Here is a 15,001-nt window from a genome sequence, read left to right as displayed (position 1 = left end):
TCTAAATTCTTACTTGTCCCATACCCATAGCTGTTTTCCGTCCGACTCCAGAAAAGACAGCGAAGTTAGCTAAAACAGTGGCAATTCTGGCTTGTTCGGGGTCTGGAAACCGATATTTTACCCAGCCAACAGTACCAATTTCTGCACCAGCTTCCATCTTTAAAGCATGGGTTTTCAGTTCAAAAGCAGAAACTAAACCCTGCCATTCAACTTGAGGAAATTGTAATTCTGCGGGTGCAAATCTATTCCAACGACGGAGTAAACTGTTGAATACTAAATCGGGTAATGGGAAAGGTTGGATATTTTGATTCTGTTTAAAACTGGTGGGGGAGAGAAATTGTAATTCAATTACATTTTGTGATGGTATCTCTAACAGTTTCTCAAAGTTACTAGATTGATAAATATTTATCCACTTGCCTAATTTACAAGATATTCCTGCTAATGTAATTTCACCACCTAAATTGTTATTTAATCCCCACAATAAAGGTGCTAAAAGTTCTTGTTTTAACAGCGTAATTCTCAATCGTATTCTTTGCGGGGAAGTGTACTCTATTCCTATCGTCATTGGCAAAGTATCTTGTTGATGCAAATTCTCCGCGAGAATAGGATCTGCATTAGCAATCCATTGAAAACATTGAGCATGAATAGCCCTTCCTAATGTTGCTGGTAATGGTGCAGTAGCAGAAACGGAAATGAGAATTACATGAAGGTTATGAGAATCAACTTCAACACCTGTTAATTGATATGAATTATTTTGCCAATCCAGGGTAATTTCTTTACCAATAATTCGCTGACAGATTGATTCCATCAGTTGGGGATATAATCCACAATCTGGCAACACAGGCATGATTTTGGTAATACCATCAGCAATATGTAATTGAATCCAAACAGGTGCAGGTTGAATATCTGACAACCAAGCTTCTAAGGTGACAGAATTGATAATTTTTGCATCTTGTTTGAGGATTAAACTCATCCCAGCAAATGTAGTCTCAATATCTTCTGTAAATGTCATAACGAGCGCTGGTGGCGATAAGTTTTAATGGTAAAAACCCTGATTTAATCACTCGGTCTTTATTGAGTTGGGCTTTATCAGTGGAAAAAGGATTAATACGACTAAATGTGGTTTTTTCACCTAAATCATCCATTGGTTGAATTGTAAAACCAGTAGCAGGATTTGGTAAAAATAATGGTTCTGAAGTTTCTTGTTTAAAATCTGGTAAATATTGAAAAAAACAACTCCGTTTACCAAAATAATTAATTTGGGCAAATAATTGTTCTAGTTCTATTAAATGCTTTCCTGCACTACAACAAATTTGTAGATGTCCTTGTAAATGCACCCATTCCCGAAATACAAAACCATCTTGCATAGGCACAGTTAGACGGGTTTTATCTGCTTTGTCTGCGGATTGATCGTAATAGCGTAGCTTGTAACCATTACGATTAACAACCAATTTTTTTGGAGGACAAATATAAATGATTAAATCTCGAATCCAGGTAAATTCGGTTTTAATCCATTGGTCAAAATCATTTTGATGGTGTCTTCCCTGACTTTCTAACAACACTTTTAACAATGCCATTTTGATAGCATAAGGAGTAGGTACTAAATTAGACCGTGCCGCCATGCTGGTAGCATCAGAACGTTTGAGAGAAAAGAGGCTAACAGGTTGATAAGTGACAGTTAGCCATGTAGTTACGGTTTCTGATGTTGGGGAAGTTTTAGATTTAGGAGATTGCTTCGGCATTTTCACTATCCCAAGGTAGAGTTTGAGCAATCAAAATTTCAATCTGATCTGCAAATTCAGCCATGTTTTCAAATTCAAAACAGCGAATTGTCTCAGCACCATTGAGATTATTTAAAGTAGTGGCTAAACTCTTAATTTGACTTTGGTAATCGTATTCCAATGCACTTAACATTGGTGCTGGACAACGGCGAGAACTAACGGTAATTATACCCTTAAAACTATCAGGATGAGGTAAATTAGTATTGCGTTTTGCCCCATTGGGTTGTAAATAGGTATAAAGCACACTTTTTAGTAAAGCATCAAGACGTTTTTTGCGTTCAGCAACATCAATGCTATAACCAAAATTGTGGGGATTATAACCAATTCTAAAAGCCTCAATATTGAGAACAGTGGCATATAAACCCGAACTAACTTGCACATTATAAGGAGTAGGGTTATCTACACCATATTTAGCATGAAAATAACTCTGGGTTTTCACACGATTTGGTAAACCAACAACCGCCCCAAATTCAATTACAGAATCACGTTTTAGGGTTTGTCCACCTTTAACAGTCACCATGAAACCTTCTAAATCGCTGATGGTGCAAAGTTGCAGAACCTTACCAGTTTTCGCTGATAAATCGGTATCTTTATCTGTAAAAACCGAGAAATTTTTTTCCAAGTCATAACCAATTCTATCGGGATTAAATTGTTTACCACCCTCAGATAAACTTAGTCCAGATTCTAAAGCAACACGGTGTAAATGTTCAGATTGAATATGTTTGAACATATCCCCAGAAATGCCATTAACATACTCAGGTTCATCCATTCCGTCTTGAATGATGTAATAACGTCGAGTTAAGGATTGATTACCCTCATTACCTTCATTATTCAAAGCATGAAGTTGTAAAGAAAGTAACCCACTAATAGAAATTGAATAAACGGGAAATTTGGTTTTAGTCATTATCGGATTCTCCTTCTTCAATGTTAAGTAATTGGACAAAAATATTTACAGTCATTGCGAGCGAAGGGAAGCAATCACAACCCTTGCGATTGCTTCATTTCACTTCGTTCCATTTGCAATGACATTGTGTAATTAATTCTGTCCCATTACTTATCTACTTCTAGCACTCAGATCCCCGACTTCTTTATTTAATCATGTCAATAAATTATGATTTCTTGCCAGAAGTCGGGGATCTTATTCATTATCTACTTCTATTTCTAATTCACTATTTACACCTGTTTTATCTGCTTCCTTGGATTTACCCCAACCCTTAGCGTAACCATAGGCAATCAATAGGTTAGCCACTAAACTAGAACCATGATTTTCAATGAGATTGATAATTCCATCTAAATCATCTTTGGTAGTCCAAATGCGGCGGGGTTTGCCTTTCTTCTTTAATTCCTCATCAATGCGAAGATTTTCATTTTCATAACTAGTAAGAAAGATTGATAATTCAATAATAAAATCCTTTTTAGACCCTGCTTGACTGCTCAAACGTTGTGCTAAACCATAGATTCTATCCCAACCATGTTCATCTTTTCCGGCATAGACAGTCGCGCTATTAATAGCTTTAGCAATCCGTAAAAAACCGAGATCTTGTGTAATGTCAGTTAAATTTAATTCCTGGTCATTTTGAGGATGATTAAAATTTTTCACCATGAGATTTAATCCATTAAGAGAAAATAAACGAGGAAAGAATTTAGCTTTAGAGTCTGCTAAACACTTAACAACATAATCGGCATAAATTACTTGAAAGCGAAAGAAATTTTCTAGACTTGTACTAGTAATGAAATCCCGATAAGCTGCTAATAATTCACTGTGTCCCTCTTCTGCTGATAGGGTAGTAACAATTGACAAGTGTTCTGTCAAAATATTGTGATAATCTGCTAATTCCTCAGAAGTTTTAGGACTAATCCAACCTGGTAAACCTAAAGAAAACACTTCTTTGACACCGTAAACTTGACCTTTAGAACCAAAGTGAGTTCCAATAAAGCTACTAACAAAATGATTAATCGGTTGCAAAAAATCATCAAATTCATCTTCTTCAGTATTTGCTGGGACTTGATGATGACTAAGTAATTCTTGACAGAAACGTAATATCAACTCAGCATCAAATCTAGCAATTCCGTGACCCCCAGAAGGTGGGTTTAATTGACGCAGCTTATTCAATACTTCACGGTATTTACTTAACTGAATATCTTGAGGTTCAAGAACAACAACACGCCAATCATAAACTCGTTCTGCGATTTTGATTCTTTCTGCGATACCAAAGGTAAATAAACCCCCAGCAATCAACCATAAACTTAACCAATCGGTTTTTTGAGAATCTACTTTATTACCATCTGCTTTAACACGATTCACACCTTGGACAGATGTAGGTAAATAAATTTTGACCGCACTAGCTGTTTCTGGTAATTTCTGTCCTGTAGTTTCGGTGAATAAGTCGTTTACTAATTCATTGGCATCTTCTGTTTCTTGGCTAAATGCTGTAAACAAAGCAACTAATAAAGCCCCATAATGGTCTTTAATTTGCCATCCTAAACACCACAATTCGTTATGATTGCGGTCATGACGCATGGAAGTGAGAATTACGCCATTTTGGGTACTTGGATGCGGTGGTTTTGGTGAATCTTCGTTAAATTGGGGTTTACCTTTTTGTTGAAATAAATACTCCCGGTAAAGTTTTCGTCTTTCGGTTTTCTCCACTGTGTCAAAACATTCAGTTTCTTGCGGTATTTTGCTAATGTCAGTCTTTTGACCTTTAACTGGTGGAAAAAGATTGGTATAATTGAGTTCAGCTACCAGTTCTAAATTGACTGTCTTTTTTAATTTTAGGCAGTAGTGTGTTCCTTGATCTAAAAGTTGAATTGCACTTTTTTGATTAGTAGCTTTCAGGGCATACTCTACAAGCTGCGCCAAACCTAACATCAAGAAAGTATCAGCATAAGTGCCGTATTTCTTGGTAACAAATAGCTGCTGTGTCATTTGTCTTTCAACTCACAGGAGTTGTGTACTTCCAATCAGTGTATACCCACCTGGAAGAGGAGTATTCCAAAGGAAATTATGCCTCTTCAACAGTAATAAAGAGATAAAGGAAAGACTGGATAGTAAAGAATCCTGGTCATGGAATCATCCTGACAACGGGACTGAAACTATTCTTATGGTTTGTAGTTCTCCATTCAGTTCATCTATCTGCTACCAGATAAACCGCTATAGTGTATTAATAATCTCTTAAATACAACCGTGAGTGAAGTAAAAGCCGATTATGATGGTGCTTGGAAGGAAGGGGTAGAAAAATACTTTGAGGCATTTTTAACATTCTTCTTTCCCCATATTTACAACGAAATTGACTGGACGCGAGGTTATGAGTTTCTTGACCAAGAACTACAGCAGTTGATGAGAGAATCTGAAGTTGGTAAGCAATTTGTTGATAAGCTGATTAAAGTTTGGCTGAATGATGGTAAAGAAACCTGGTTACTAATCCATTTAGAAATCCAAAGTCAAGTAGATACTGGTTTTCCTAAACGGATGTTTTCCTATCATTACAGAATCTTTGACCGCTATAACCAGGAAGTTGTGAGTTTAGCTATTCTCGGTGATAGTCAAGCAAGTTGGCGACCTCAAGAATATAGTTATGGACGTTGGGGATGTCGTTTAAGTCTTCAGTTTCCTACTGTAAAATTACTGGATTATGAACCCCGTTGGTCAGAATTAGAACAAAGTGATAATCCTTTTGCTGTATTGGTGATGGCGCACCTGCGGACACAAGCAACCACTAAAGATTTAACAAGCAGATTACGGTGGAAGTTAAGCCTGATTAAACAAATGTATGAGTTAGGATATAGTAGAGAGAAAATTCTTCAGTTATTCGATTTGATTGATAGACTGATGACTTTACCACCGGATCTGGATTTGAATTTCAAAACTGAATTGAAGCAGTTTGAGGATGAACAAAAAATGAGATATGTATCAAGCATTGAACGTTTAGGAATATCCGAAGGTATCCAGCAGTCTATTGCTAGTATTGTAGAAGCTCGATTTAATTATGTTCCTCCTGAATTGGTTGAACAACTCAATCAAATCTATGATAACGAGCGCCTGAAGCGGTTGTTAAAACAGGCTATGACTACAATATCAATCGCTGAATTTCAACAACAATTAAGTCAGGAAAATACAGATACAGATACTTAATATAGAACTCCTATTTGATGTTTGAACTATACGTAGGATGGGCAATGCCCACCCTACTGAATTGCAGCATTTTGAGGATGAAAGACAAATGACTTACATTACAAGTATAGAACGTTTAGGAATAGCGCAAACCCTCCAGCAATCTATTATTAAAATCATCAGAACTAGATTTCAAGATGCTCCTTCTGAATTAGTGGAACAAATCAATAAAATTTATGACCATGAACGACTCAACCAGTTATTAGAACAGGCAATTACTATAGGTTCTGTTCCTGATTTCCAAGAACTATTAACTTAGGAAAATACAGGTACAGATAGTTCATCATGATTAATGTAGAGATGTTGTAAATAAACTCTCTACATGAAAATTAAAGTTGTAAAGTTAAAATTGTACGGAACGTTGGTCACACAGTCGTAAAGCCCTAACTACCAACAAGTAGAGATGAAAATACTCAAACTCGTCAGCAGTGTTTAACTGATTCAAGTCAAACTCTTTTTTAATTGGGTAGATACTTTTACTTAAATTTGCTGGTGTTAATGGTAGACTCTGATTTAGGAAGCGTGTCATACTTTGCCAACTTTGGGCGATTCCTACGGAGCGCTTCGCTATCGCTCTCTGTGCTTCTGGGTGTAACTCTATAGTTTTTATCTTAGTTATATCTGCTACACTCCAACCACCAGCCCAAGCCGAATGGTGACGACCGGTAGCCATCAGGATTGTATGACAGATATACCGAATTTGTTCATCATCAGCCTCAAAATAATCACTTAATAAGGGTACTAAAGATTGTTTGAGAATATCCCGTGCTAAATATGCACTTTCAACAGCGTGATTAGGACGTTTGTGTTTCTTTTCGTGGTCTTTGAGTGCTGTTTTTTGCTGACGGTCTTCAGGATTATAGTCCGTGTGTGCCAGTAAATGTTGTTTGGGGTTTTGACCTTGAAATGAAGAATGAGCGAACTGACAAGTCAGCGCTTGCGCTATCGCTTGCCATTTCCGCATCACTTCCTGCCACTTAATTTGTAGTTTACCCAGGTCATGAGTAAAGATAGCGAAAAACACCAATAATTCAAATAATGCTGCTGCTTCTGATTCTTGGATATGTGGAAAAATCTTGTTTTTAATTAACTTTGTCCCTGCTGGTAGTAGTTCATTCCTGATACTATTGTAAGTAGTTGGTTCAGCTTCACCGTTTTTTAAGCGTAAGGTTTTAAATGGTTTATACCAACAAGTCCACATAGAACCCAAATGTCCAACATAAGTATCCATATTATAACGATATTCACTGACAATTGAACGCTGTGGTTTTGGTGGGGAAATAAACCCATTACCAAATTCATTAATGCCAATTAGTAAGCCAATATTTTCATCATAAGAAACATAGCGACAGTTGACTAAAATCTTGATACTATTAATCAATGATTCACGGGATTTAATCTCAGTGCAAACAGGTTGATTATAGGTTTCTGCTTTACCTTTTGGTGTTTCAATTCGTTTAAAAATCCAATCTGTACCAAATTCTAAGTTTTTGGAATCTCGCCAAACTTTGCATAGTGTAGACACAGGCACGGAAAAAGCCATTAATTTGCGGGGGTCAATGGGTTCTTCCTCAAAATCAATAAATCCGCTTTCTTCCCAAACAAATAAACTCCGACTATCAACTGAACGAATTAACTCACTGGCAAAAGATTGATCACCCCTAAAAAATGCCGCTTCAAAATTGTTTTCAAACTGCATTTTATTATTTTGTCGGCGTTGTTGTTGGAGTAAATCTTCTGCTATATGCACTTGATTTATCCAAGTTTCTTCGGTACGAAATCCGACATTTTCATTAACATGATTTGATTCAGTATGTGCCTGTAATACTTGCCATGTTGATTCACAGGTTTTTTCAGGATATGGCAGAAAACTTTGTTTTTTATCGGTAGATTCTTGGGTTTCTGGTTCTAAATCTGCTTCTGTAAGTGCAGTATAAGCTTGGTTAACTTCTATGGTGCGATAAACCAAAACTTGACCTTGTTCATCTTGGAATCTTGCACAACGTCCTGCCCTTTGTAATAATGAGTTCATTGGGCAAAGTTGACTGTACATAACTTGGCAAGTAATATTAATTCCTGCTTCAATTACTTGGGTGGAAATCAATATATAACAAGTACCGTCATCTTGCCAATTTTCAGCAAAGGTTTCTTTTAAAAATGTTTCTTTTTGGGCGCGATGTTCTGGTAAAAATCTGGAGTGCAGCAGGGTAATATTTAAGGTATCATCATAATTCAACTCTTGCAAATCTCTATATAATCCCTGCGCTTGAGAAACGGTATTACAGATGATGATAACCCGTTTATGGTTATGATTGTTAATACCAATTTTGATAACTTCAGCGGTCAATGGTTCAGATATAGCTTGAAATATCCGGCGACGTTTACCTTCAATAGCCTGTAAATCGGCATCTTCAATTTGAATTATTTCCATTGTCTATTAAACCTTGAATTTGGGTGGCCAGTTCATTGGTTAATGTGGCAGTCATCAGCAGAAATGGGGAAATACCTTTGACTTGTTGTAAAACCTTGAGAACGGTGGTAAAGGAACGGTCTGGGTCAAGTAAATGCAGTTCATCAAATACTAGATAAGATGCGAATATTGCCCCGGAGTTGACGTTAGCTGAACCCCGACCAACTGAGTAAGGAATATTCAAGAAACTGCTTAACATTTGGTCAATGGTGCAGAAGACTATATCACCTTCAAAACGAGGGTCTTCTGGGTTTTCTCCGGTTTGTAGGGTGACGACTAGTGGACGGGATGAGGGAGATGAGGGAAAGGATTTTTCCCAGTCTGTCACTAATTTCTCTGTTCTTTCTCGCAGACTGTTGGCCAGGGTTCGCAGGGGGACAACGTAGATTAATTTATCAGGGAAGTCGAGGTTGAGGGTTTTGGCAAAGAGAAAAGGGGCGATCGCTGTTTCGGTTTTCCCTGACCCTGTGGGGGCGCGGAGAAGGATGTCTTGACGGTGGAGGAGTTTAGTAATGGTTTCTCGTTGAAAGTTGCGTGGGGGGAAGGTGGTCAGGGTTTGGAAGTGTTCATCTATCATGAAATTGTATCTATGCTGCAAAAACTTGATCAACTGTAATATTTAATTCTGGAAAAGTTGGGGAGATAATTATATCTGTACCTCGATAAGCATTAGGTTGATAAATGCCTTGTTCATTAAGAATATATACAAAAATAGTTGGTTCTTTGGGATTACCTAAATAATTACGACTACCAATTGCTAAATAATCAACAATCCAATATTCAGAAATCCCTAAACGTTGATATTCTTCTAATTTATCTATATAATCATCTTCCCAATTTGTGGAAACTATTTCTACTGCTAATTGTAATGGTTCAATAAATGCAGTATAAGCGGATAAATTAGCATCCCATAAATTTTTATCTACTACGCTAACATCAGGAAAACGACCTTGTTCTTTACCACTTGCTGTTAAAGTTCTAATGGCAATTCTTCCAGATACTCGATAGTTAAGATTAAGACGTTCAACTTCCCGGTCTAATTTTTTAGTGAGGAAATCTGCTAAGTTATCATGTTTTCTAGTTGCTTGTATCCGCATAATTTCTCCATTTACAAGTTCATAGCGACCTTCTTCGGGGAAGTCGTAGTTGAGGAATTGATCAAAGGTAAGTCGGGTTTTAGTTAGAGTCATGGTTGTGGAATAGAGAAGTTATACTTTGCTAGGAAAGTGAGTAAGGATTCAGGTGAGGTTATAAGATCCCCGACTTCTTTGATTAATTGTATTCGGAAAGGATAAATCTATCTTAGAAGTCCGGGATCTGGAAATAAGTGCTATAGCTGAATACTTACGAAAGTGAACTAAGCAGCAGATAAAACTAAATTATTTAGTTGTAATTCAGATTGTTGAAATACAAAATTAACAGCACTGAATAATTTATCTAGTTCATAAATGGTAAATGGAGTCATATTTCTGGTAAATGTGCCATTTTCTAATTTACCAAATTGCCAAGTTGCACCATTAGAAACAATACCATAAATAATAATTTGATGTTCTCCATTTAATCTTTGAGCAGCAATCATTTCGGCTAAACATTGCGCCAATCCTGCTTCAAAATTGTCTTGTTTGGCTTCTACTAAAATAAAGTATGGTTGGTCAAAAACAACTTTACCTAATGGCGAACGTTTAGCTAAAATATATTCAGGAAATCCTGATAATTTTTCATCGTAGTTTAAGGATTGATGACTCCATAAAATAAAGTTTTTACGATATGTTTTCCAAACTTCTTTAAGAACGGGATAAATTAAGTTTTCGCAAATAGCAAATTCTGAGTTATCAACTACAGCATCCCGCATCATCAGTTCTAAATCTTCACGGAAATAGTCGGAAATATTAAAAGCAAGTTCGCTAATAAAATTGTCTTCTGTGTAGGTAATTTGAAATGTTTTGAGGACTTCACCAATGGTTTTAAAATTACTGAATGCCATTTTTCACCTCTTCTAAATTGATTGCATTTATGCAGTCTTCCCCAGCAAATAGCTGTTTGGAACTGCGATATTTCAAGTAATTATATTCATCCCACCTCCTCTTTTATTTGTGCATAACTATTTACAGCACTTCCCGATTTTAATCCCCTTCCGGGGAAGAGAGATGGGATAGGAATTAATGTAATTAATTATCCAGCATCTCACGGACTTTCGTCTTTACAGGGAATCAATCTTTTAAAAAGATTGGACTCCAATTCAGCATAGGACGATGGTTTGTTTCCGTCCCCTTGCGAGGAATTATAAATACAGATTATTTGATATTCTCTAAGATATCTTTTATCTGCTGTAACTTATCAAAAGACTTACTTACTTCTAATTTGTGTCCTTGGAAATAATCTATTGCACTACTATATTTTACACTCTCTAAATATCTAGCTTTTCGACTTGCACTTTCTAAATCTTGATAAAGTTTCTCCAATCTTCTGTTATCCAGTTTCTTAGCAATTTGACGAACATATCCCCGGCGAGAATCATGAGGAGATGGTGCTGGACATTGACTTGGTATATCATCTCCTTTTTTACAAGCATAATATTCTACCCAGTGCAATGCTGCATAAAAACACATAGTTACTGTCCAATCAGGATAAACAGTTTCAATATCACGTGCTGCATTTTCGTTGCTTTTAGCTTGCAGAAGGTAGCGTTCACAAGTCATGATTTATTGCCGAAACGGAACTACAGTAAAGTTAGGAGAATTGCTTGACCACATTTTTGGTTTACTTACCTCCGTGTGTTCTTTTTTGTCAGAATCGGCTATTACTTCATCTCTAAGTAAATAAAATCTATCTACTATCTGAGGGCGAAAATACCATTCTTCAGTAGAATCATCTATTAATTTCCATTCATAGTCAATAACCAAATCCTGAATTTTCTCCCAGGTTTCATCTGATAATTCGCTGTTGTCTTTCAGCTTAATCTTAAAATCAATCCAATGAATATCAGGGAAACTTGTAGCTATTCCGATAACTCTTTCTACCTCTTTTATTTTTTCAACCAGTTCTTCAACTAATTTTTGTATTTCAGCAGGAATTAAGTCCGAATTTTTTGGTTTCTCTTTTATTTGTTCACTCATAACTCGTTCTTTCACTCAATGTAGGTTTTTGTCGAAGAAAAGGAAAGAAAATACAGATAGTCAACAGCAATTTAACCAACTTTCTTCATTTTAGGTTAGTTTTATATTTTTAGGCAGAATTTGGCTAGTTAGTAATTTTAATCCCCTTGCGGGGAAGTGGTGAACTCCGATGTAATAGTCGTTTCACCATATAGAAACCTGTTTCAATCCCTTTGCAGGGAATATTTATGTATGAAACAAAGGTTTCTATCTCCTGCAATTATAGTGAATACCTGAATCTAAGTCAATCTATCGCAGGAACTAAAAAGCAAAAACTACTGATATATGTCAACTTAAGGTTTAATATTCGTCATCGTTCTCTAGTTCTTGGATTAATTCATCTAATGTCTGAGATTTAAGATTACCTGATTCTGCCTCTTCTAGAGCGGCAAATAGACGAAGGGCATTTTCAGGAGAACTAAGTAGGTAAAGAGTTTCCCTCATGCTAATTAACTCATCAGCTGCAATCATAGCAACGTTTTCAGCGCCTTCTCGTTCAATAATCACCGCATCACGGCTTGAAATAACTTGGCTGCAAAGTTCGTCTAATTTGGCTTCAGCTTCTGAGTAATTGATTTTCTGGCAAATATTTGACATTTTACAAAATGCCTAAAACGGCGATTGTTGGTACTACTATGATCATAGATAAAATACTCCAAGGATTGAAAGTACCTACTAGATCCAAGAGTAAGCTTGGATCTAGTAGGATAGGACAAGCTGCTATTTTTGGTGCTGATTCGTAATAACCGTGTTATTCCTTCTCTTATTTAGTGTAATGGAAGCGAGCTTGGAGAAAATAAATTGTGTTTTTCGATACAGCATAGACAAGACGATGTTGTCCATTTATTTGACGTGAGCGTTTTTTGTAGCCTTGATAATATTCATTTTTGAGAATCTCCGGATTTCCCTTACCTGCAATCTCAAAGGGTGTTCCCTGAATTTCCTGCATTAGTTCCTGAATACGCTTGTACTTTGCTGGACAATGCTTTTTCCAATACTTCATGTCTTCTTTAAAGAGCTTGGTGAAGAATAACTGATATTCTGATTGCTTGTCTTCAGAAGCTTTGGATTGATTTGTCACGGCAGTTGTACTTTCGTGTAAACAGGAACTATAAGGTGAGGGAACAATTACATCGGAGTTAGAGTTTATATCTTGTAAAGGGGGAATATAAACTGTTTCTACTGCTTCCAACGGTCGAGCAGTTAAATGGCGGTATTTTTGCTTAGGCATTTTTTGACCTGATATAAATAGAAAGACACAGGTATGTGCCTCTTATATCTTAGTATATTAGGATTCAAATAAAAAATGTGGTAAAAAAAATTTTTTTACCCCATAGCTTTAACTTTTTTGATACTTCCGTCTTCTTTAAGCTCTAAGACCTCTACCTTTACTGTCTGTCCTTCCTGAAGTAAACTAGCTTTTTTCGGTTCTTTTTCAGTCAGCTTAATGATTCCTAAGATTTCATAACTGACCTTGTTACCATTAATTTTAGTAACTTTTGCATCCATGATATCCCCTTCTTTAAACTTTTTAGATTCAGTAACTTTGGCAATTTCCGCTTGACGTGCTGACTCTACAACTACTGCTGTGGGAACGGTAATTTCCCCCATAGGGACACCAGCATTTTTATAATATTTCATTAACCGCGATACCCAACCTAAGATTTGCAAAATAGTTGACGCATCACTGTTACTTTTGAAATATTGACTACAGGTAGCCTCTATATTGCGATAATATCCAGCCGTTTTACCACTATGTCCAATCATTTTTCCATCTCTAACTAAGGTTTTGAGATAGGTTAAAAATCTTGATGTAGCATCATTTTTATCAATTACTGTCCGTAAATATGCAACAGCTTTACTGACTTCGTTAGCATCTGTATCTTCTTTGACTAAAGTTTGGGCGATCGCATGAGCAATTTCCCACTGTTGATCTGTTAAACTCATAATTTAGTACATTCCTGATGGTGCTTGTCTATCATTGGGATAACGTAAAATAGCTGCAAGTTGTTCTAATTGTTCTTTTTGAATTAACTTTGTTGAATGTGCAGCTTGAATTTGTTTTTGGATAAATTGCTGTAATTTATCTCCTGTTAAATCATCATTTTCACTCACTTGATAGGATGAATAACGCTGTTTTAAGTTTTGCGGTTGATTGATTTTATCAACATTTACTGTCATTGTTCCCATTCCAATTGGTTTACCACCACCAACCTTTAAAGCAATGGGATATTTTTTATCTTGTCCCAAAACAATTAATAATGTTCCTAATTCTTCGGGAAGTAAATTCTTAAAAGTTACTTGTGTTTTAAAAGTATATTCCTTTCCTGCTTGTTGGACAGAAATTCCGTCTTTTTGTCCTTTTTCAATAGCTTTGGACATATTATAATAAAACTTACGTCCAGCTAATTTACCTCGCTGATAATATGCGTCACAGTTGGGACGAGGAGCATATAAAGAAGGCATAAATCCTGTAGAAAAGCCAATTCTTTCACAATTAGCATCATTAAAGTCTAACAAACCTTGCCAATCTAATGCACCAAATACCCGACTAGCTGGACAAAGTTTTTCTTTATTTTTACAAGGTAAACGTTCAGCAGGAACTTTTTCTTTGTATTTAGAAGTAACTGCACCTAATGTGCTATTAGTAATTGCTTCATATACGGAACGAATACAACCTTTTAAAGAACTTCCTTGAATTGATAATTTAGCATCAACTCCCTGAATCATAGTTTTAAGGAGAGAAATTTTACTACCTATATCACTCCCTAAAACTACTGCACCTGTGGAAATATGCAATGATGTTTGGACTTTTAAAGTCAGGTAAATTGTCCCATGTAAACGATTTTGATCATATTTATGATGTCCAAAAGGACGTTGTAAATTAGGTCTTTCTTGAGGAAATGAAACAAAATCATAAGGCTTGGGATTTTCCGACGGAGATGAATTCTTTGGAGTAGGTCTGTTTGGTTGCGAATAAGTCATGTTTATTTCTCAACTGTGAGGGCTACAAAATGTACAGTTGCGGTTTTCTTGTCTAGAAAATACCGTTGGGCTAATTTGGGTTTATTTGGTTTATTACTTTCTTCTGTGATGAGACGAATATCTAAACTATCTGCATAAATGAATTTTTGGGGAAAGCGAGTTTCTTCGGGACGGTATCCATGAGCAGGATAAGCATAAGATGGGAATTTTTTTTCATCATTCGGTTCTATTTCCCAAGTTTCAGCTAGTTTGGTAAAACCATGATGATTATCATCAATAGTTAGTAATAGAACTTCATAAGTATTTTGTCTTTTATGTTTCCATCTTAATTCAAATTGATGATTAAACATTTGCCCTTCTAACATGGGAAATTTATCAGGTAGTTTTTCTATGATTCCACTGACCTTATTAGTCCAACGGCTGTCTCTTATACACA

17 protein-coding genes are annotated in these 15,001 nt (G+C 36.1%); 2 read left to right on the top strand and 15 right to left on the bottom strand.

Annotation, left to right across the window (positions count from 1 at the left end; all coding sequences use genetic code 11):
- Window position 1 precedes the first annotated feature (1 nt).
- The 4 genes from cas6 to IQ228_RS08630 form a co-directional block, all read right to left on the bottom strand.
- Window positions 2-1,012, bottom strand: a complete 1,011-nt coding sequence (cas6, locus tag IQ228_RS08645) for a CRISPR system precrRNA processing endoribonuclease RAMP protein Cas6 (RefSeq protein ID WP_193962647.1) — start codon at window positions 1,010-1,012, stop codon at window positions 2-4.
- Window positions 990-1,742, bottom strand: a complete 753-nt coding sequence (locus IQ228_RS08640) for a hypothetical protein (RefSeq protein WP_027404190.1) — start codon at window positions 1,740-1,742, stop codon at window positions 990-992. The genes cas6 and IQ228_RS08640 overlap by 23 nt, the downstream gene beginning before the upstream one ends.
- Window positions 1,723-2,685 carry a DevR family CRISPR-associated autoregulator gene (locus IQ228_RS08635; RefSeq protein WP_193962646.1) on the bottom strand — a complete coding sequence of 321 codons (963 nt, stop codon included), beginning with the start codon at window positions 2,683-2,685 and terminating at the stop codon, window positions 1,723-1,725. Before IQ228_RS08635 ends, IQ228_RS08640 begins: the two co-directional genes overlap by 20 nt.
- Before the next feature lie 234 nt (window positions 2,686-2,919).
- Entirely contained in the window at window positions 2,920-4,710 is a 1,791-nt protein-coding gene (locus tag IQ228_RS08630) for a hypothetical protein (RefSeq protein WP_193962645.1), read from the bottom strand.
- A 258-nt stretch (window positions 4,711-4,968) separates the two neighbouring features.
- Here IQ228_RS08630 and IQ228_RS08625 point away from each other — a divergent pair, with 258 nt between their 5' ends.
- Both IQ228_RS08625 and IQ228_RS08620 read left to right on the top strand, forming a co-directional pair.
- Entirely contained in the window at window positions 4,969-5,916 is a 948-nt protein-coding gene (locus tag IQ228_RS08625; protein ID WP_027404192.1) for a hypothetical protein, read from the top strand.
- Between the two features lie 88 nt (window positions 5,917-6,004).
- Complete coding sequence (locus IQ228_RS08620) at window positions 6,005-6,214, top strand: hypothetical protein (protein ID WP_193962644.1); 210 nt, start codon at window positions 6,005-6,007, stop codon at window positions 6,212-6,214.
- A gap of 84 nt (window positions 6,215-6,298) precedes the next feature.
- Here IQ228_RS08620 and cas3 read toward each other — a convergent pair whose 3' ends face one another.
- From cas3 to IQ228_RS08565, 11 genes are all read right to left on the bottom strand, one after another.
- Window positions 6,299-8,386 (bottom strand): CRISPR-associated helicase Cas3', encoded by a 2,088-nt coding sequence (gene cas3 / locus IQ228_RS08615; protein WP_193962643.1) that lies wholly within the window; start codon window positions 8,384-8,386, stop codon window positions 6,299-6,301.
- A complete protein-coding gene (locus tag IQ228_RS08610; RefSeq protein WP_071992844.1) occupies window positions 8,367-9,002 on the bottom strand; it encodes a DEAD/DEAH box helicase in 636 nt (211 codons plus the stop codon). The genes cas3 and IQ228_RS08610 overlap by 20 nt, the downstream gene beginning before the upstream one ends.
- 10 nt (window positions 9,003-9,012) lie before the next feature.
- A complete protein-coding gene (locus tag IQ228_RS08605; RefSeq protein WP_027404195.1) occupies window positions 9,013-9,615 on the bottom strand; it encodes a Uma2 family endonuclease in 603 nt (200 codons plus the stop codon).
- 167 nt (window positions 9,616-9,782) lie between these two features.
- Window positions 9,783-10,409, bottom strand: coding sequence for a hypothetical protein (locus IQ228_RS08600; RefSeq protein ID WP_027404196.1), 627 nt, complete (start codon window positions 10,407-10,409; stop codon window positions 9,783-9,785).
- 310 nt (window positions 10,410-10,719) lie between these two features.
- A complete protein-coding gene (locus tag IQ228_RS08595; protein WP_027404197.1) occupies window positions 10,720-11,124 on the bottom strand; it encodes a hypothetical protein in 405 nt (134 codons plus the stop codon).
- Between the two features lie 3 nt (window positions 11,125-11,127).
- Window positions 11,128-11,541 (bottom strand): hypothetical protein, encoded by a 414-nt coding sequence (locus IQ228_RS08590; protein ID WP_193962642.1) that lies wholly within the window; start codon window positions 11,539-11,541, stop codon window positions 11,128-11,130.
- Window positions 11,542-11,880: 339 nt separating this feature from the next.
- Window positions 11,881-12,177, bottom strand: coding sequence for a type II toxin-antitoxin system Phd/YefM family antitoxin (locus tag IQ228_RS08585; RefSeq protein WP_193962641.1), 297 nt, complete (start codon window positions 12,175-12,177; stop codon window positions 11,881-11,883).
- 166 nt (window positions 12,178-12,343) lie between these two features.
- Window positions 12,344-12,811: a Txe/YoeB family addiction module toxin gene (locus IQ228_RS08580; RefSeq protein ID WP_193962640.1), complete on the bottom strand. Its 468-nt coding sequence runs from the start codon at window positions 12,809-12,811 to the stop codon at window positions 12,344-12,346.
- 95 nt (window positions 12,812-12,906) lie between these two features.
- A complete protein-coding gene (locus IQ228_RS08575; protein WP_193962639.1) occupies window positions 12,907-13,527 on the bottom strand; it encodes a hypothetical protein in 621 nt (206 codons plus the stop codon).
- 3 nt (window positions 13,528-13,530) lie between these two features.
- Complete coding sequence (locus IQ228_RS08570; protein WP_193962638.1) at window positions 13,531-14,565, bottom strand: RAMP superfamily CRISPR-associated protein; 1,035 nt, start codon at window positions 14,563-14,565, stop codon at window positions 13,531-13,533.
- Between the two features lie 2 nt (window positions 14,566-14,567).
- Window positions 14,568-15,001, bottom strand: a 434-nt coding sequence (locus IQ228_RS08565; protein ID WP_228043764.1) for a hypothetical protein, incomplete at its 5' end; no start/stop codon positions are given.

It is taken from the genome of Dolichospermum sp. LEGE 00246, from assembly GCF_015207865.1.
Lineage (GTDB): Bacteria > Cyanobacteriota > Cyanobacteriia > Cyanobacteriales > Nostocaceae > Dolichospermum > Dolichospermum heterosporum.
This window is presented reverse-complemented; position numbering and strand designations above follow the sequence as displayed.